Consider the following 18,508-nt stretch of genomic DNA (forward strand, 5'->3'; position numbering starts at 1 on the left):
CGATCACCTCCATGGCAGCAGTTTTTTCTGGAATCCTCGCAGCAGTACAGAGAACAAATAGCCGAAGAAAGAAATGAGAATGAGCCCGACATACATTTCTTGCAGCAGGAATGCCTTATACGACGTCCAAATTAAGTAGCCGATCCCCGAGGTCGCACCCATCATTTCGGCAGCCACAATCGTTAATAGTGCAATTGCCTGCCCCATTTGGATCCCTTCCAGCATAACGGGCAAAGCTCCGGGCAGAGCAATCTTATAAAAGAACTGCAGCTTTCCGGCTCCGTAGTTATTCGCAACGTCCAAATAGATCTGATCGATGTTCATTACCCCGGCTGCCGTATTGATAACGACCGGAAAGAACACACTGCCTGCAATTGTAACTACTTTGGATAAATCACCGATTCCGAACAAAATAATTATCATTGGGAGTAACGCGAGCGTCGGGATCGGCATCAGCGCCATAACAATCGGCTGCATGAGATGCCGGATGGGCGAATAAAGACCCATTAAAAGGCCGATGATGACGCCCGGGATGACTCCTGCCAGAAATCCTACAAAAATCCGATACAATGAAACCCCTACATGTTTTGCGAGTGATCCATTTGCCACCATATCAAAGAGAGTCCCTATGATCGCTGAAGGCGGAGGAAAGAAACGGGTATCGATCATCCCTGTTCTCGACAACACTTCCCACAGCAACAATAGGAAGATGGGCGATACAATGGTCAACAGTTGCTTAAACCGTTCCTTCGACTGTCTCCGCTTCCACTCTTGCTGTTCGATTTCAAACGGATCATGTTTTTCAATGGTTCCTCTTCTATCCAATGTCCACCACCTCTTCATCTAAATGATATGTTTATGCCTATGGGTCGACATAGGCAAACGTCGAGATATCGGGAATTATGCGGATGTGCCATTGCCCTGCGAATGATCTGTACACAAAAAAGCATCGTTTAGCCGATTTCGACTGTAACGATGCTTTTTTTGATCCCGAAATGAAATCAATTGTAATACGCACTCAACTTAACTGCTGCTCAGCGCCAGGCACTCATTCCGCCTCTGACATTCACTACGTTGGCAAAACCCGCTTTCTTCAGCAAGGCTGCCGCCTTTGAACTGCGCATGCCGCTTTGGCAAATGACGACGACTTCTTTCGTTTTATCCAATTGATCCATTTTCGCATGTAACCCTTGAAGAGGAATGTTCTTGAACTCCTTAATATGCCGGGCCTTGTATTCTCCAGGCGTCCGGACATCCACAAATTGTTTCGTTTTGTCCTGGAGCATCCCTTTCAGCTCTTCTGTGGAGATCGAGCGCACTCCTTTGGCAGGCATCATTCGCCATACGAGGAAAGCAACAACTATGAAAAATAGTATCCATCCCATCTATATCATCCTTTGTTTTCGTATTTATTACCCCTGTAGGTATTAATATACCATAAGGGGTATTAAGAAAACAATATAAAAGAGAGAGGCGCGATTGCTTCTCTCAATACAGGATGCCGAATTGTTTTGCTTCAAATGTGAGTTCTTCCCGGAAGGAAGGATGCGCAATTTGAATTAATGCTTTTGCCCGTTGCGACAATGATTTGCCGTGAAGGCGCGCGATTCCGTATTCCGTCACGATATTATCGACATCATTTTTAGAAGTCGTCACGACGGATCCCGGTGTCAAATGAAGTTTAATTCGTGAGATCGTATCGTCTTTCGCAGTGGAATGCATGCAGACATATCCTTTTCCATGCTTCGCCAAGCGAACTCCTCGGGCAAAATCCGCTTGTCCGCCTGTCGATGAATAATAGCTGCCACCGACCGTTTCCGAAGCGCACTGTCCATATAAATCCACTTCCGTTGTGGCATTAATGGAAACAATATGAGGTTCTTTCGCAATTTCATATGGATCATTTACAATACGGACCGGTAAAAATTCCACAGATGGATTGTCATGCAGAAAATCATAGAGACGCTGCGACCCGAAGGCGAACGTCGTAATAATTTTGCCTTGATGGGTTGATTTCCGCATGCCATCCACCGCACCCGCCTCAACGAGATCCACAATGCCATCCGTCAGCATTTCGGTATGAATTCCGAGATGACGGCGGTCTTTCAGCATTTTCATAACAGCGTTCGGAATGGCGCCAATTCCTATCTGCAAGGTGTCGCCGTCCTTTATATCTTCCGTAATGTACTGGGCGATTTTGACGTCTTTATCCGTAACAACAGGAATTCGCTCTTCCGTTAACGGCCGATTATTTTCGATATATCCTGCCACTTGGCTGACGTGAATTTGGTTTCCTCCGAATGTGCGGGGCATGTATTGATTCACTTCCAGCACGAAGGGCACTTTCCCGATGAAATCAGCGACGTAATCCGCTTGTGTGCCGAGGGAGAAATAGCCATGCCGGTCCATCGGGGAGGCGGTCGCCAACACCATCGGACGCTTGGCGGTCTTCTCCAGCAAGCGGGACACTTCCTGAAAAACGTTTGGAATCAGCTCGACATGCCCTTCCCTGAATGCTTTGCGTGTCGCACCGCTAAGAAAATAGGAAATATGCGATACATGCCCTTTCATTTCTCCATCGATGTACGCCCGCTCCTGCAAGGCGAGCATCTGATGCACGTTCACCTGGTCCAATGATTTGTTATTCTCTTCCACTATATCTAAAAGCCGATGCGGCTCGCCATTCGCTAAAGGCAAGATCAGGTCGGTATGTGGTTCAATTAAACGAATAAATTCTTCATCCTGTAAAATACGGGTCATCGTGTACACTTCCTGGCCTGTTTTTCCCCTAGTATAACGTAGCCTGAGCGCCCGCTCAACTTGTTGTAAAGTTCCTCGGAATCTATAATGGACATATGAGAAATTTATCAACGGAACAAATCATCCAATTGAATCAATATAGTGTGTATGCTGAGAAGCCAGACCATCCTGTATTTACATTAGAGGAAATCATGGATGCAGCTAAAACGGCGGACTGTTTGAAAACTGTAGAAGTGATCAGTGGAAGTCCCAATAGCGTGGTCGCCGCCTCCTTCTTTATGCGACGATATGGCATGTTTGCGGCGATGCAGCTAACAAACCTGACGAAGTATGAGGAGATGTGGCAAGGGACGCCGCGCCGTCTAACATTTGGCGCAAAAGTGGAATACGGGAACCGAACGGTCAGCACATATACAGATGAGGCAGATTGGAAGCTGGTGGATCACCGGGAAGAGGCCATCCGTTCTCTTCTTATTCAAGCCAACTCCTTAATTCAGCAAATCCGTGAAGCCGCGGCCGTTTCGCCACTCACCTTATGGGAGAACATCTTCGGTTTTCTTCTGTGGCAATACCACGTCATGTTGAATCATCCTGCAACAGCATCGGAGGCCCGCGATGACTTAAACATCTTAAAAGACGATCAAACCTGGGCAGGCATCGCACCCTACTCGCGCTTTGCGAAATACTTAAACGGCAGCGAGCCGTCCGCCCTGTTGAATACAACTGTCCGTACGACCTGTTGCTTTTCCAAAGATGTCCCCGGGCTTATACAATGCGGTTTTTGTCCTTTGAAGTAGAAAGCGGAGACTTTCCTATTAAGGAAGAGCCTCCGCCTAGATTATGTTTGCCGAAACGCCAAATAACTATGTTTGAATGAATAAAGAAGGCCGAGAGTAGCAGCGCTGTAAAAGAGCCCCATAAAAATACCTGCAGGGAGATTACCGGGATGGCTCACAAATATGGACAAAATTAAAGCAGACACCGTAGCAACTGTCGATAACCAAGAAGAAGGCACTTTAAAAAACCACTTGGCCGCCAGTACAACGAGTAATATAACCGGTACTGCCCATATGGCATCCCAAATATTCGTATGGATGATCGGATATTCGTTCATCAATTGTCATCAGTCCTTTTTTATCCATAGGATAGCCGAGTGGACTGACTTTATGCATGAAGGAGGAAATAAAATGATGTGCCACGGACATGTTGTAAAAGGAAATGTAATCGATGCGGAAACACGCTGTTCCCATTATCATTCCCCGCTCGATATCATCGCCATAAAATTTTATTGCTGCGACACGTATTACCCTTGTTTTGATTGCCATGAAGAATCAGGTTGCGGCAACCCGGCTGTATGGCCAGCTGACCAGTTCAGTAAGAAGGCTGTTCTTTGCGGTTCTTGCGGGTATGAATTGACAGTGAATGAATACAAATCCTGTCAATCGGTATGTCCAAACTGCGCAGCAAAGTTCAACCCGGGATGCGGACTGCATTGGGAACTGTATTTTGAATAGAACGCGCGGAGGAGCAGCAGTTTATTCACTGATCCTCCTCATGCACTTTTACAAATACCGTGCCAAATAGCTGTTCTTCAATGTACGCATCCAACTTCCACATGCCACTTTTCGGCAGTGACATATTCGATGGAGCATGCCGGTCCGCTCCATTGTTCGGTCCACCAAGACCTGTTTCCAATACAACGATGGCGTCTTGATCCTTTTCATGCGTACCGATTACTTTCAAATCTCCATCCAGTTCATCATCCGCACCCCAAAAATGCCACATATACTTTTGAACTTTATCCGGATAAAAACGTAATAATTCAGAGTCGTCATATATGAAACCTATGCGTCCTTCTTCACCGATCAGGGTATAATTATCGCTCGTAAACAAAGCACTCTCTTCCCAAGCATCTTCACTTTTCTCTGCCTCTTCGGTCACCCCATCACCTTTGGTTTCACCAGATGATTTCGTGCAGCCGGCTATGATAGAGGCAAGGAGAAGAGAAATCAATAGAAGAGTGGTTTTATTATTCATACTAAATACCTCCGTTTCATTTGAACCTCTATTTTCAAGTCAATGAATCAGTTCTTCTGTTTCCCTTGTTATCATCCATCTTTCGTTAATAAGCTCCCAATTTTCTATGGTAAAAAGCCTCGCTGCGACTTCTTCATCTTTAACAAGTAGCAGTTCATAGAAGACGACGGTATGCTCAGCATCCCTCAGTCGGATGACCCGGTTTTCAAACTTCTTTGCCGCGCCGATAAAGTGGCTAACGGACTGCTTCATGCCATCAATGGACTGTTGTTTAGAAAATATCATTGGTTGACTCGTGCCGGGTTGAAAGAAAGCCACATAATAATCATCGGTCATTCTATCAAGCTGGGAGGTGTCACCCGTTTTCATTGCGTAATTCCAAGAAACAATGAAGTCATCATGCATTTTCGTAAATTCAATCAATCGTTTTTGTAATTGATCCATTTCCCATTCCCCTTTATTTTGCCGATACAAGCCTCTTATATTTCACTTATTCGCCACTCTCTCTTGAAAACCTTTTTAACTAGGCACGTGCTTGGAAAGAGTGCCGGTTTTGCTTCCGCTCATAAAAGCGTTGAACACTTATGGAGACAAGTAACAAGCTGATCAAAGCAGAATCGATGATTCGTACAACAATAATGCCAAAGGACTTAATTGAAACAGAATCAATGAGATACCAGAAACCAAACAAAAGTGTTGTTGCCAAAGCTATTTGGCCCCAATAAAGCCATTTTTGCTTTGGTTCTGCATCACAGTCATCGTCCCTCCCATACTTCGCTGTCCGAAGGTACATATAGCTGATAATCGCAAGGATGCCAACTAGAGTGCCCCCATGCTGAAGGAACTTAAAAACCGGAATCGCAAAATCAAAAACAGGAACCTGATACGTGAGTATGGAAAAGTTCCTCACCATAAAGCCACCTGCATGAGTGAAAGAATCCCACACCCCATGAGTGAGCATTCCAAATAAGGCTGAATAGAAAAAGACGCACATCTTTAAGAAACGGGTCGAACTAGTTTTCGGAGAATAGGTGTCTTGCAAAGCGGATGGCAGATGTCTAAATAATGTTTCATGTATACATGCCTGGTAAATCAAATAAACGATTATCACAATAGGAAGATTAAAAACTAGAAATCCCCATAAAGTATGGCCAATCTCACCATACGGCCTGCCACGCAAAAAATACTCAAAATCCGGCGACATACTCCCCAAAACCATCGCTAAGAAATTCACGTATTGACTCTTTCTCGAAAAAGGCAAGATGACTGCAGGATGAGCGAAGGTCAGCGGCATTTATTTTCACTCCTGATTGTTCATAATAAGAAACAATTTCTTACTTTTATTGTAGCATAATCCTTCGATGCTTCTCTGCTGATCACTAGTAGTAGTGAATACTCGTTGAAAACATAGCATTTACAGCAGCTCTCAACGAGTAGCCAATCTCTCTCTTACCTACGTACAAAAACAAGCCGCCATAAAATCAGCAATACTGATGTTATGACGGCTCTTACATGTAATTAATATTTAGCTATGTTTGCAAAGATCGTTCTATTTTCGAGACAGTATCCGTTCCAATGGATGGAAGTCCCCACACAACTCTTGTCTAAACATTTTTCGTAGCAGCCCGCCGGATTTCCTTCCGCCGTTCGTAGATGTTCAGTACGATGACTTTGATGACGGCGTAAACCGGAATGGCAACGATAATGCCGACAAAACCTGCGATGTTTCCAGCCGCCAAGATGATAGTGATAACAGTGAGCGGATGGATGTCGAGTGTTTTACCCATGACATTCGGCGTGATAAGATTGCTGTCGATCTGCTGGGCGATGAGTGTAACGAGCCCCACCCAGATCACCATTTTAGGATCATCTAAGTAGCCGATCACAAGAGCCGGTGCGACGGCAATCCATGGGCCAATAAATGGAATCAAATTCATGAAGAGCGCAAACATGGCCAGCAAGAGTGCATACTCCAATCCAATCAGCTTATAGCCAATAAAGATAAGCGTCGCCAAGATAGCGCTGATTAAGAATTGGCCTTGGATATATGAACGTAATACGTTGTCAATATCGCTCAATGTCTTTTTAATCCACTCACGGCGCTCACCGGAGAACAAATTGTAAATCCGCGGCGCAAATTTCTCATGGTCCTTCAGCATGAAAATGAAGAAGAATGGTACTAGGATTAACAGGAAGACCGCTTGGAAGAAGGACTGCAGGAATTGGACAATCCATTTTCCGAACTTCACAGCAATTAATTGCAAGGAATTGACTGCACTTTCAATCGATGTTTGCAATTGAGGCGGTAATTCATCTCGTTGATCCCAAATCGTTTCCCCAATCTCATTGATTTCTTTCGTTAGTGCCGGAGCATTTTCAACCAGCGTATTCACCTGTTTCGTCACAACCGGCCCGACAATGGAGACGAATGCCCAAAGTATCAATACCAATCCGACAATGATAATAAGGATACTTCCCCACCGGGGCACCTTTCGTTCCTCCAGCTTGCGCTGAATCGGTTCCGTCATGTAATAGAGGACGCCGCCGAGCAGCAGGGGCAGGATGATCGCTTTAATAATAATGACGATCGGTGCAAAGATAAAGCTGATTTCCATGAAGTATTTGATGATCAGTATGGCGAGCAGCGTGCCGACGCCTACTTGGAACCATAATTTTTTCGTCAATGTCTCACTTCCTTTACCGTCTACGTCTTTTGTTTAAGTATACGGTTTAATACGGCTACTGTCGAAAAGAAGTTTCATTTCCCATCAAAAACGGGAACAAAGCATCTCCTTGAGATCGCTCTGCTCCCGTTTACTATATTACCTGTTTAGTTCCACGACAATCTCTTCAAGCGTGAACTCTTCCCGGCCTTTTCCTTCCTTCGTCGGAATACTGATGGCCTTTTCTCCGTGTTCTGTAATTTCAACGCCACCATGATTTTCAGGCGTGTATTCCCATAGACTGACGGTTGGTGTGATGTATAGCTTCGTTGCCTTCGGATCTAATTTTTTGAATGTTTTACTCCAGCTCATATTGCCTTCTCCATCTCCAGAGCCGCCATTTCCGTCGCCTGGATACACATTGCCCAAATCATCCTTGATTTCAATTTCAGCATCGATGCCATGCCATTTTTCACTAACTTCTTTCGATACTAATTGATCATAGTAGACGATGAAGGACATTGGTGTCACAGTGATCTTCTCAATTTCCACCTCGACACCATCCTGCTGTACGCTTTGATTTACTACCTGCACATTGTTGTCTGATGCCTGAAGATTGAGTGCAAAATTCCAATGCCCTTTTATTTTCTCATCCGACTGTTCCGTTGTAATTCCGTCCACTTTCCATTTCACCTTGACGGTATCAAGTTCCTTCGTTCCGAGGTTGCTGCCCGTTATTAAACCGACATACTGGCGATCTCCCACTTTCGCCAGGTGATTGGAACCCGCCATCCCTTCGGATCCCTTTATATCCAGAAAGTCATTAATCCACGGATCGTCCCCTAAGTCTTTTTCCGATTCAATCGTGTATGTTAACGAGACCGTTTTCCCATCGTAAATTGCATCATTCAATGTGATCTTTACGCCATTGCTTTCCCTCGTCATGTTGATCGCACTGGAATAGGCTTGATAGTCATCATATAAACCGGTTTTCCCGTTGTCCAAAAACCTGAAAATATCGCCGATAACCGGTATATTCCCTGCATAGGCCGGAAATGCCAAGCCCAGCGTCGCAACGGAAAGCCCGCATACCGCAACCGCTGCCGCCGCTTTCATCTTCCAGCTTTTCCTCTTCCTTTTTCCAATCAATCGATTCACCTCTTTTTTTACTTTCGCCCTGTCGAATTCCGTAACTTCCACCTCTTCAAATTCGGTATCATCCAAATCGAGTTCATTTATCAACTCATAAATCGATTTATCTTTCACAGTGCATGACCTCCTGGATTCAATTTCATCGCTTTTTCCGATAGCTTCTTTTTGCCGCGGTATACCCGGTTGTCGATGGCGGTCCTGCTTAACCCAAGCTTTTCGGAAATCGCATCTGTCTTGTATCCTAAAAAGAACTTCATAATGAAAATCTGTCGGTCGATCGGCTCGAGCTGATTGATGAGCCGGATCAAATCCTTCTCGTCTTCCTTGTCCATCAGTTGCTCCTCAACAGACCGCTCTGCGTTCATCTCCATCTGATCCGAAGAAATTTCCTTTTGGTTCGTTGCTTTCCGATAATAGTCAATCGCCCTGAACTTTGCGACTGCGCAAATCCATTTCCTGAAATCAATCCCGTCCCCTTCAAACTTTTTTGCGTTATGCCAGACAGAAAGAAAAATATCATTCACGCATTCATCGATCATGCCCTGGTTCCCCACAGGGCCAAGCACCTTATGTGCAACCCCTTTTACCAATGGCAAATACTGATCAATGACAAATTCCAGCGCATCCTCTTTCCCTTTTTTCAGCCGCCTAATAAAATTGTCATTTGTCGATTTCATATGCAATCTCCTTCAACGTCGTAAAAGCTTTTACACTCTATACAACGTACCAGAAAATTTTTTCTCGCGCGCATTTTGATTTTAGGGCAAAATAAAAATACCCCGACTTATGAAAAGTCGGGGGCCCTAGTACTTATAGATACGATAATGACACTTTCAAATTAGCATTCCGCTCGCGAATCGCATCGAGCAGCACTTGATCTCGCGTATCCACCTTGCTGCGAATGGAAAATGTATAAAGGATCATCGTGCCAAGATTCGTCGTTTCCACTTGGCGAAGCTGATGGAACTCTGTCATGTCGTTCAAAATATCCTCAAACAGGTCCTCGTGATTCAGATTCTCCGGAACCGTCACTTTCAAGATTTGCGTGTCCTTCCCTTTTCCATAGTCAAACTTGAACAGCAAGTAAAAGACGAGGCTGGCGAAGAAAGTAAGGACAATTGCCAGTTCAAATTGGTAGAGACCCGCTGTCATGCCGACGCATAGACCAAAAAATATGTACGCGATGTCTTTGGCATTCGTGACAGCACTACGGAAACGAATCAAGGAAAAGATGGCGAACAACCCGAAGGCAACCCCTGCATTATTACTGACAACGTTCATGACGACTGAGACGACAACGCTCATCATGACAATCGTATGGACGAACGACTGGGAATAGCGTTCTCCGTTAAATGTTACCTTATATACCTTTGTAATGACCAAGCTGAGAATCGTAGCCAATACCATGGCGACGAGGCTCATCCAGATGGAATGCTCGCCCGCCACTCCGTTAAATGAAAACAAGTTGTTGATCTGATGCATCTTCCATTCCTCCTATAAATGTCTGTTCTTTTGTCGTTTGTGGAACCGTTACATCATCGTGAAGCAACTCAGTGCTCGTGCAAAATTTCGAAGCGCTCCGCTGCTCACACTCCAATCTCTGCAAAATACGCGCCAACCAAAGCGGCACACTATGCTCCACCTTCACTTCAAGCACCACAAGATCCGGATCAATAAAATGATCGCCGTACGGTCCATGTTCCAGTGCTAAATCCTCTTTCCGGCAACGCAAATTAAAATCGAATGTCATCCTCAAATCTGCGTTGTCCACGCCATGCAGCGCATGCCGATCGTAACTGACGACCATGTCAGGCTCTAAGTGATAGAAACGCCGGAAATAATCGATTTCCTTCAGCACCTGGCCATTCGTCGTTTGAAAATCCGCCGGATTCGGATCCGTCTCGCCCAAATATCGGTACGCTTCCTGAAGCGGCATGAGCAAGCGCCTTTTATTCACAACCTTGTTGTGCTTTTGTTTCACTTCAAAAAACGCCGTGCTCGACAGCGTCGCGTCGTCATACACCCGCAGCCGAAGCTTCTGCCTATATTTCAGCTTGTTCTTCGTCTCGTAATAAATGGAATGATCCCGGTTGTCGAAATACAAGCTCGTCACCGTATATCGCCCGTCCGTTCCATTCTTATCGTTCCGCATACGAGGACCCATCTCCTCAATAAGCTGCTCATACTGCTTGCGGGTAATCAAATACTTCTGTTCCTTGCGGCAGAAAATCTCGATTGCCATGGAACCTCCTCCTTCTGTCAACAACCTCTCTTTACTAAGTGCTTTAATCCTAAACCTTTCAAATTGGATCTTGCTGTGAACTAGATTAGAGATTGGTGAGAAAGGCTGCGAACAAGAAAAAACGATTGCCTGAGAGCAATCGCCTTTTCCTTTCTTTATTTCACTCGAAGAACCAGACCGTTTCCAGATGGATCCACTATCACATAATAATCGTCCACCTGCTCTACTCTCCTATTCAACCCGCGGACTTGATTCACCGCGTCTTTCAAAGTTTGGTCGTCCGGATAGATGAGCGCAAAAGAATGCAAACCCGCACTATTTTTTGAAGGCTGCGGCGCCCCTTTACCGTTCCATGTATTTAGAGCAATATGATGATGGTAATTGCCCGTCGACATGAACACGGCATTCGGGTAATGGCTGACAGTCACAAAGCCGAGCGCCCGATAGAACGCTTCCGCCTCCTCTACGTCCGCAACATGCAGGTGAATATGCCCCATGACCGTTCCGGCAGGAAGCCCTTCCCAAGGACCGTCCACTTCCGCCACAATGCTTTGAGCGTCGAGTGGATCTGTCGTCATGGAGACGATTCCGTTGCTCCAATCCCATTCAGCCGGATCCCGGTCACTATAGATTTCTATGCCATTGCCGTCCGGGTCGGATAAATAAAGGGCTTCACTCACTTTATGGTCTGATGCCCCAAGCGGGATGCCACAGTTAGATAAATGAATCAGTACTTTGCCAAGATCTGCACGCGTCGGGAGCAGGAGTGCGAAATGATACAAGCCCGATTTGCGGGATTCCCTCGGCGTTACACCTTCAGGCTGCTCAATGATCAACAGCGGCGTCGTTCCATCTGCCGTCAGGACAATACGCGATGGCCCCTGTTCCAGAATGCTGAACCCAATGACCTCCGTATAAAATTTGAGAGGGCGTTCCAAATCCGTTACGTATAAATGCACTTCGCCTGTATATGTGAATGGGGATGTATGAAAGTTCATTGTTAATTCCTCCAGGTAAGTTACTTACTTTATGTAACTAACTTTATATGATATACTTATGATTGTCAACAACATAAGATCTCTTGGAAAGGAACAGACCCATGAATGAATTTGAATTATGCCCCCGATTTGAAAAAGCAGTCGGGGTGTTAAGCCAACGGTGGACAGCCTTGATCTTATACCAGCTGATGTCCGGGCCCCAGCGTTTCTGTACGATGACCGAAAAACTCGGCGTAAACGGCAAAACATTAACCGAGCGATTAAAAGAATTGGAGCAGCAAGGGTTTGTCATCCGTTCGGTTTATCCAGAGACTCCGGTACGGATCGAATATTCATTAACGGAAAAAGGGATGGCTTTGACGCCGATTATGAAGGCGATTGAAGAATGGTCGCAGCAGTGGATTTAAATGAGCTTTATATAAAACAGCACGCATTGCTAACTAATTTCAAGTACCCGGAAATGGACCAGATGGTTTGTTTCGGGTACTTGCCCACTTAGTTAACATTTTGATTGCAAATTGAAGCTGCTCTTAGTCTGCTCATTAATGAAATAAAAAGACTCCACTAGTGAAGTCTCGTAAGCGTAAAACAATTAAAGAAATTGTAGTTCCTTTCGAATATATGCGGATCGAGCTTCGATAAAATTTAGAATATAGTCCGGCTCTTGATCAAAGCGATTCAAACCTCCTTTTTTATAGGGGTCGAGCTGAACATACGGCCGAATCTGCTCATGCATCGTTTGTATTTTAGGTTTTAAATAATCTATTGTAAATTGATTCCGTAAGATATTCTCCATTAAGTCCTTATATTGGGCACGAAAAGTTTTACAATCGAGGATGCGAGCTGTCAATGTATTAAACCCTTCAATACGTAAATAATCACTTGCCATCTCTTCCCCATTCACATCCCTTCCCCACGTTGCATCGTAATCCCAAGGAATGATTTCAAATTGACCCGTCTGTCTCCGTTGATACAGCGCATAATTATGAACGAAACCATCAAAGTTTTGTGTACATACAACACCCGCAAGCCAGCGTAAATAAGCATCTATATTTACATACTTAATGATAGTCTCTTCAAACTCATCCCGGGATATTGTATTGATATTAATAATCGTTTCTCGTAAACAATCCTCATCTTCCTTTGTCCCGTGTATTTGTTCATATCCTTTTAACAGCGATTTCTTTACTTGTTTATCCAAATCGCTCATTAACGAAAAATTCGCATCCCCATCCACCGCATAAAATATTGGCCCTTCCGGCAACTTTCGATTAGCGAGAAAGTTTTCGTCTACTGATTCCAATTCCAAATAGACACCTGCGTTTTTCCCATTTAGTTTCAAGGAAATAAACCGAGCTTGAGGCGCCAAGCAGTCGATGTCATGAAAGAAGTCAAAAGATAGTTTATTTCTTAACAACGAAGGATCCTTAAATTCCGCATTCAAATGGATGACTTTTGCGTTTCGAAACTTTGAAGGGTTATAGAAGGATACTTGATAAGATTTCTTAGGAAAATCACGGATGTGGGAGCCGCGATACGCAATATCCACTTCATATTTTTTTCCATTGATCGTAAGTTTGGCAGGGACAGAATCATCTAACCAAATTTCTCTCCTCAATTCCATAATGTCTATAGGGTGAATAAACAGCTGATATTCCCGTAACTTCTCGATCTACACCACTCCTTTGCTCGTTATCTCATTTCTATGCTGAATTGATGATAAGGTGTGCACTTCACTCTGTTCCCTCAAAAAAACGAGCGTATTGTAGATAGGAGGGCGGAATTCGTTGAGAAGCCATGATTCTTACGTGTTTCAGCTCTACCAAGCGGGAAGGGGGTGTTGATATATGTCACTCTTTTTTGAAGAAGAAATTCGAAGAGCCATGGGAAGAGCGAAACAACTGGGATTGAATAACTTTATGTTTCAGGATCCTACGAGTAACCGGCACCGTACAAGCAGACGACGTCGCACGTCTCGAAAAAATCGCAGAACAAGCAGAGTTGGACGCACATCACGATTCGGATGCTGCGGGCAGAGAGTAAGAGCTACGTCCCGGAATCAACGGCGTACAAGCAGAATGCGGGTGACTTCTCGGAACCGTCGCCACACTAGCAGAATGCGCGTCACTTCTCGGAACCGCCGCCGCACAAGCAGGATGCGTGTGACTTCACGGGACCGTCACCGCACGAGCAGGATGAATGTCACTTCACAGAACCGTCACCGTACGGGCAGGATGAATGTCACTTCACGAGCAGGATGTTGTGGACAAAGGAGAAGAGTTAGAGTTACATCAAGAAGGCGTGTAACCTCTAGTAATCATCAACTTACAAGCAGAAGTAATGAGAAGTTCAACATACGACCTAATTGCAGAAACCGAGCCACTTGTCGCAATCGATGGTTTTAATCATTATATAGTTTTAAACAGCAATACTAAGTTGCTTAGACCTTCATACCGGGATATTGGACAAATAAGTGAAATATTGTCCTTTCCGGTTTTTTTGTGTTTAATCAATCCAAAGACAATATGGAAAATATAGTATATAATAATATGTAAGTTATAGGGACGAATGAATACGAAGAATGCAACTATATGGAGTGAGTAAATTGAATATCAAGCCATTCTTTATTGGTTTAATTCTCGCTTATGTATCGCTCAGCCTTCCATCGATGTTAGGCATAATCATTTGCTGGGCTCCAGAAGTTACGTTTTTACAGAAAGTCAAAGGGTATGTGGTTACGATACTCCTCGATAATTTTGTGATTAAATTTGCTTTTTCTATCCTCTGGGGTATGATTTGCAGTTTTATCTTTACACGCTACAGGGGCAGTCAGTTGAGTTATTAGAAAAAGACCGATTATGCCATCGGTCTTTTTCATTTACGATTTTACTTGGAAATACCCTCTGCAAAAAATGGAGTTCTTCGGTTTTATTGCAATCAAAACGGAATTATAAATATCAGCAGCGGAAATGATAGCGTTGATCCAGCTAACAAATAATAGGATAGATTTCAGATTCCCCGATATATAGAACGACAACACGGCAGGCACGATCGTCAATCCAATAAAAGGCAAGGTCATAAATAGCCAAAATCTCGGCTTGGATAGAACGGCATTGGTATGCAGCCAAAAGAATACGCCTCTGAACGTTAAGCTAATGTCCCCTTCTTTGTACACGACAAAAATGTGAAAACATTCGTGGATGATAAAGACGAGGATGCTTATGGCTATGAGAAAAAAGATGTTTTGATGAGTAAAATGTGCTCCAAAGAAATTCGGCAACAGAAATAGGATGACCTGAAGCAGATAGACAAACTTCATATAATGTTTTCGATACCAATCGTTTTGAATGAAGGGAGTCCATTCTGACAGATTCATATGTATGTGTGGTAAGTGGCGGAACCAAATGATGAAAGCCATCTTCCCCTTTCTCTATTGTGCAGTTACACGTTTTTCAAGTATTCCTCGATTTGCTTGGAGGAATGCAGGTAATAGACTGTTTTCCCCTCGGCTGCATAGCGTGCCAGCCGCTCGTTCATTTTCTTTTTCCGCCTTCTGTAGGTCGTTAGGATAAAGCGGAGAAAAGGCCAGTCAATTTTTTCTGGACAGCCTTCCGTCAAATCGTCGCGTGTCTTGCCGTGAAATTGAATACGGCGCTTGAGGACTCTATACAGGCATATATATAGCGGAAGTTCTAAATAGATGACCGTATCTGCATGCGGCTCGCGAATGGGAAATGTAGATGTGTAGTTTCCTTCCATGATCCACCGTTCCCTTTGGACAACCCGCTCTTGCGCTTGTGAAAACTCCGCAGCCGGAGCTTCCTTCCATCCTGGCTTCCAATAAAGGCGATCCAAATGCGTCACTTCGATCCCGAGCTTTTCGCCGAGCCTTCTGGCAAAAGTAGATTTTCCGACTCCCGCTGACACACCAATCACCATGACGCGCTTCATTTTAATTCCCCTTCCATTCGGGAGATCCATTCATGGCCAGGCGTATGGGTTTGCAAAGCAGCGTACAGCCACTGTTTATCCTGCTCCTCCAGTAAAGGGTAGGCGTTTTGAAAATCCATCGTATCTTTTGGCCTTGTCCCTTTTGCTTTATAGAGAAGCACTATTGCCGGATGTAAATACGGCAGACCTTCTTTCGTCTTTAGAAACAGGGAAGACGCCGGAAAGGTAATCGTCGAATCTCTGCGGAACACCCATTTAGCAGCGCTCACTTCATTTAGAAGCACTTCCAATGGATCTCCGGTTTGATGTTGGATCGCATGTACTTCATGGACGGGAAGCTCGAGGTGCTCTTCATTCCATTCATGAAACTCTCCCTTTACCACTTTTCGGAACGACCAATCGGCAAAGACCGTCTTCAGATAATGTTGATCTGAACGCAGTACAGCGACTTCGAGATCCGAATGCTCTCTTGTGTTCCTACCGATAAACAGGTCAATTGCCCACCCTCCCGCAATTCCCCACGGCCGGTCGTATTCCGTAAACCATTCTTTCGTTTTTTCATACGGTTGCATGTATGATCCTCCTTTCCTCCAGCCAAAAAGGAGTGACACCTGTCACCCCTGATCACTGTATGAATTATAGTTATTCAAAAAACGTCATATGCGGTTTGGCCTCTTTATAATAGGCGATCCGGTCTTCCAACGTACCGCAGTGGAATTCGAATTGATGGCCATCGGGGTCTTCGAAATAGATCGAACGCCGATCTCGTGTATCCCGTTCTCTGCCCGGATGGATGTGTACGTTTAGTGTTTGCAGCCGGATTTTCAATGCTTCCATTTCTTCTTCAGCTACTGTAAAAGCGATATGCGTATATGATTGCCTGATTTCATTCCGTGGAATATCTGTTTCTACATTCAATGCGAACCACATTCCGTTTACATCCAAATAAGCAGTGGTCTTCCCTTTCACGAGCAGTCTTCCACGGAATACTTTTTCATAGAATGCGATCGCTCGTTCCAAGTTCGAGACGGAAAAGAGGAAGTGATTTACTCCTTGTATCATTCGCTTCTTCCTTTCTTTATTGCTTCTCTACCAATGCTATTCGATGGATGGCAATCAAAACCCTTTTTTCAAATGGAATGTTCAGTTGGCCCGAATGATGACGACTGTTCCTATCGGCACTTTCGATGCCAGTTCAAGGACATCTTTGTTATACATCCGGATGCAGCCATGCGATACAAACTTGCCGATTGAATCGGGATTATTCGTTCCATGAATTCCGTAATGCGGCTTCGACAATCCCATCCAAAATGCTCCAAACGGCCCCCCGGGATTCGGTTGTTTGTTAATGATCCTGTATGTCCCTGTCGGCGTAGCTGTCACCATTTTCCCGACAGCCACCGGATACGTTTTCACGAGCTGATCATTGTATAACCGCAGTTGCCGATTCGCTACAGAAATTTCGATCCACATCAATGTCACCCCTCCATTCCACGATTGTTCTACTAGTATATGAACGTGGATCGGAAGCGCGAGAGGGTTTACTAGTTTAGCTGTGCGTAAAGCGGGAAAACAAGTATCACGAAATTCATTTCGAGAAGGAGGAGCTTTTCATGAAAAAGAAAATGGCACTCGCTGCACTCGGACTAGGGGCTGCATATCTCATGCGAAACAAAGAAGCCCGGGAAAAACTTTCAAACCAATTTGATTCATTCGGTTCCACGCCAATGCGAGGTGAGAAATCGAGCACAGCAACAAAAACACAAAATACCGGTCGCCGCAAAGGATTGCTCGGCAATCTGCTTGGCTGACCGCGGTAAGTGATACAGGGTTGGTCCTAGAGACTGACCCTTTTTTATTTTTATGTATGCTCTGTTGCTTCCGGACATAGTATGGAATAATTAAAGACTTCAATCTGGCAAAAGACCGGACTGGCAATCACGTTACTTCCGTCCCAGTTGTTGCCTGCCGCGTGCCAAATTATGTGCATGGCGCGCCAAATAAATCGATAATATGCCAAATCCCATGCGTGAAGCGCCAAATTACTCCTGTTTTGCGCCAAATCGTATGCGAGACGCGCCAAATAAATCGATAATACGCCAAATTCCATGCGTGAAGTGCCAAATTATTACTGATTTACGCCAAATAATTACGGATGAGCGCTAGTAGCCTGTTTGCCAGAAGTTTGAACCCCTGACCAGGAGGAACGCCAGTATAACGTTCTGAACGCCAGATTATCCGAACGAACGACAGAATAACAATTTGAACGCCAGATTATTCGAACGAACGACAGAATAACGACCTGAACGCCAGATTATCCGAACGAACGACAGTATATCGATCTGAACGCCAGATTATCCAAACGAACGCCAGTATAATCATTTGAACGCCAGATTATCCGAACGAACGCCAGTATAACGATCTGAACGCCAGATTATCCGAAACGAACGCCAGTATATCGATCTGAACGCCAGATTATCCGAACGAACGCCAGTATATCGATCTGAACGCCATTAAATCTCTACGAACGCCAATATAACGATCTGAACGCCATTAAATCCGTACGAACGCCAATATAACGATCTGAACGCCATTAAATCCGTACGAACGCCAATATAACGATCTGAACGCCATTAAATCTCTACGAACGCCAATATAACGATCTGAACGCCATTAAATCTCTACGAACGCCAATATATCGATCT

23 protein-coding genes are annotated in these 18,508 nt (G+C 44.6%); 4 read left to right on the plus strand and 19 right to left on the minus strand.

What is annotated here, in order from left to right; translation table 11 throughout:
- Window positions 1-3: 3 nt before the first annotated feature.
- The 3 genes from L7D49_RS01125 to L7D49_RS01135 form a co-directional block, all read right to left on the minus strand.
- A complete protein-coding gene (locus tag L7D49_RS01125; protein ID WP_238078930.1) occupies window positions 4-825 on the minus strand; it encodes an ABC transporter permease in 822 nt (273 codons plus the stop codon).
- Between the two features lie 209 nt (window positions 826-1,034).
- Window positions 1,035-1,385: a rhodanese-like domain-containing protein gene (locus L7D49_RS01130; RefSeq protein ID WP_238078931.1), complete on the minus strand. Its 351-nt coding sequence runs from the start codon at window positions 1,383-1,385 to the stop codon at window positions 1,035-1,037.
- Window positions 1,386-1,488: 103 nt separating this feature from the next.
- The gene (locus tag L7D49_RS01135) at window positions 1,489-2,760 is read right to left on the minus strand and encodes an acetyl-CoA hydrolase/transferase family protein (protein ID WP_238078932.1); all 1,272 of its coding nucleotides are present in this window, start codon (window positions 2,758-2,760) and stop codon (window positions 1,489-1,491) included.
- A 95-nt stretch (window positions 2,761-2,855) separates the two neighbouring features.
- On the opposite strand from L7D49_RS01135, the gene L7D49_RS01140 reads away from it, so the two are divergent.
- The gene (locus L7D49_RS01140; RefSeq protein WP_238078933.1) at window positions 2,856-3,557 is read left to right on the plus strand and encodes a hypothetical protein; all 702 of its coding nucleotides are present in this window, start codon (window positions 2,856-2,858) and stop codon (window positions 3,555-3,557) included.
- A gap of 41 nt (window positions 3,558-3,598) precedes the next feature.
- On the opposite strand, the gene L7D49_RS01145 is transcribed toward L7D49_RS01140, so the two are convergent.
- Window positions 3,599-3,874: a hypothetical protein gene (locus L7D49_RS01145; RefSeq protein ID WP_238079091.1), complete on the minus strand. Its 276-nt coding sequence runs from the start codon at window positions 3,872-3,874 to the stop codon at window positions 3,599-3,601.
- A gap of 73 nt (window positions 3,875-3,947) precedes the next feature.
- Here L7D49_RS01145 and L7D49_RS01150 point away from each other — a divergent pair, with 73 nt between their 5' ends.
- On the plus strand, window positions 3,948-4,274 hold the full coding sequence (locus L7D49_RS01150; protein ID WP_238078934.1) for a CHY zinc finger protein: 327 nt from the start codon (window positions 3,948-3,950) through the stop codon (window positions 4,272-4,274).
- A 25-nt stretch (window positions 4,275-4,299) separates the two neighbouring features.
- Here the strand turns inward: L7D49_RS01150 and L7D49_RS01155 are convergent, their stop codons facing one another.
- From L7D49_RS01155 to L7D49_RS01195, 9 genes are all read right to left on the minus strand, one after another.
- Complete coding sequence (locus L7D49_RS01155; RefSeq protein WP_238078935.1) at window positions 4,300-4,797, minus strand: DUF4871 domain-containing protein; 498 nt, start codon at window positions 4,795-4,797, stop codon at window positions 4,300-4,302.
- A gap of 39 nt (window positions 4,798-4,836) precedes the next feature.
- Window positions 4,837-5,241 (minus strand): hypothetical protein, encoded by a 405-nt coding sequence (locus L7D49_RS01160; RefSeq protein ID WP_238078936.1) that lies wholly within the window; start codon window positions 5,239-5,241, stop codon window positions 4,837-4,839.
- 79 nt (window positions 5,242-5,320) lie between these two features.
- On the minus strand, window positions 5,321-6,091 hold the full coding sequence (locus L7D49_RS01165; RefSeq protein WP_238078937.1) for a DUF4184 family protein: 771 nt from the start codon (window positions 6,089-6,091) through the stop codon (window positions 5,321-5,323).
- 310 nt (window positions 6,092-6,401) lie between these two features.
- Window positions 6,402-7,481: an AI-2E family transporter gene (locus tag L7D49_RS01170; RefSeq protein WP_238078938.1), complete on the minus strand. Its 1,080-nt coding sequence runs from the start codon at window positions 7,479-7,481 to the stop codon at window positions 6,402-6,404.
- Window positions 7,482-7,619: 138 nt separating this feature from the next.
- On the minus strand, window positions 7,620-8,726 hold the full coding sequence (locus L7D49_RS01175) for a DUF4179 domain-containing protein (RefSeq protein ID WP_238078939.1): 1,107 nt from the start codon (window positions 8,724-8,726) through the stop codon (window positions 7,620-7,622).
- A complete protein-coding gene (locus tag L7D49_RS01180) occupies window positions 8,723-9,289 on the minus strand; it encodes a sigma-70 family RNA polymerase sigma factor (RefSeq protein WP_238078940.1) in 567 nt (188 codons plus the stop codon). Before L7D49_RS01180 ends, L7D49_RS01175 begins: the two co-directional genes overlap by 4 nt.
- A 133-nt stretch (window positions 9,290-9,422) precedes the next feature.
- Window positions 9,423-10,094, minus strand: a complete 672-nt coding sequence (locus tag L7D49_RS01185; protein WP_238078941.1) for a DUF4956 domain-containing protein — start codon at window positions 10,092-10,094, stop codon at window positions 9,423-9,425.
- Window positions 10,063-10,854, minus strand: coding sequence for a polyphosphate polymerase domain-containing protein (locus tag L7D49_RS01190; RefSeq protein WP_238078942.1), 792 nt, complete (start codon window positions 10,852-10,854; stop codon window positions 10,063-10,065). The genes L7D49_RS01185 and L7D49_RS01190 overlap by 32 nt, the downstream gene beginning before the upstream one ends.
- 155 nt (window positions 10,855-11,009) lie before the next feature.
- Window positions 11,010-11,852 (minus strand): VOC family protein, encoded by an 843-nt coding sequence (locus L7D49_RS01195; protein WP_238078943.1) that lies wholly within the window; start codon window positions 11,850-11,852, stop codon window positions 11,010-11,012.
- 101 nt (window positions 11,853-11,953) lie between these two features.
- Here L7D49_RS01195 and L7D49_RS01200 point away from each other — a divergent pair, with 101 nt between their 5' ends.
- Window positions 11,954-12,259 carry a winged helix-turn-helix transcriptional regulator gene (locus tag L7D49_RS01200; protein WP_238078944.1) on the plus strand — a complete coding sequence of 102 codons (306 nt, stop codon included), beginning with the start codon at window positions 11,954-11,956 and terminating at the stop codon, window positions 12,257-12,259.
- Window positions 12,260-12,444: 185 nt separating this feature from the next.
- Here the strand turns inward: L7D49_RS01200 and L7D49_RS01205 are convergent, their stop codons facing one another.
- The 6 genes from L7D49_RS01205 to L7D49_RS01230 all read right to left on the minus strand — a co-directional run bounded on the left by L7D49_RS01205 (window position 12,445) and on the right by L7D49_RS01230 (window position 17,276).
- Window positions 12,445-13,476, minus strand: a complete 1,032-nt coding sequence (locus L7D49_RS01205) for a CotH kinase family protein (protein WP_238078945.1) — start codon at window positions 13,474-13,476, stop codon at window positions 12,445-12,447.
- A 1,254-nt stretch (window positions 13,477-14,730) separates the two neighbouring features.
- Window positions 14,731-15,270 carry a DUF3267 domain-containing protein gene (locus tag L7D49_RS01210; protein WP_238078946.1) on the minus strand — a complete coding sequence of 180 codons (540 nt, stop codon included), beginning with the start codon at window positions 15,268-15,270 and terminating at the stop codon, window positions 14,731-14,733.
- A gap of 23 nt (window positions 15,271-15,293) precedes the next feature.
- Window positions 15,294-15,803 (minus strand): P-loop NTPase family protein, encoded by a 510-nt coding sequence (locus tag L7D49_RS01215; RefSeq protein ID WP_238078948.1) that lies wholly within the window; start codon window positions 15,801-15,803, stop codon window positions 15,294-15,296.
- The gene (locus L7D49_RS01220) at window positions 15,800-16,375 is read right to left on the minus strand and encodes a nucleotidyltransferase domain-containing protein (RefSeq protein WP_238078949.1); all 576 of its coding nucleotides are present in this window, start codon (window positions 16,373-16,375) and stop codon (window positions 15,800-15,802) included. The genes L7D49_RS01215 and L7D49_RS01220 overlap by 4 nt, the downstream gene beginning before the upstream one ends.
- A gap of 70 nt (window positions 16,376-16,445) precedes the next feature.
- Entirely contained in the window at window positions 16,446-16,865 is a 420-nt protein-coding gene (gene fosB, locus L7D49_RS01225) for a metallothiol transferase FosB (RefSeq protein WP_238078950.1), read from the minus strand.
- An 81-nt stretch (window positions 16,866-16,946) separates the two neighbouring features.
- Window positions 16,947-17,276: a L,D-transpeptidase gene (locus tag L7D49_RS01230; RefSeq protein WP_238079092.1), complete on the minus strand. Its 330-nt coding sequence runs from the start codon at window positions 17,274-17,276 to the stop codon at window positions 16,947-16,949.
- A 140-nt stretch (window positions 17,277-17,416) separates the two neighbouring features.
- Here L7D49_RS01230 and L7D49_RS01235 point away from each other — a divergent pair, with 140 nt between their 5' ends.
- Window positions 17,417-17,614 (plus strand): hypothetical protein, encoded by a 198-nt coding sequence (locus L7D49_RS01235; RefSeq protein WP_238078951.1) that lies wholly within the window; start codon window positions 17,417-17,419, stop codon window positions 17,612-17,614.
- Window positions 17,615-18,508 lie beyond the last annotated feature (894 nt).

This window comes from Sporosarcina cyprini (assembly GCF_022048975.1).
GTDB classification, from domain to species: domain Bacteria; phylum Bacillota; class Bacilli; order Bacillales_A; family Planococcaceae; genus Sporosarcina; species Sporosarcina cyprini.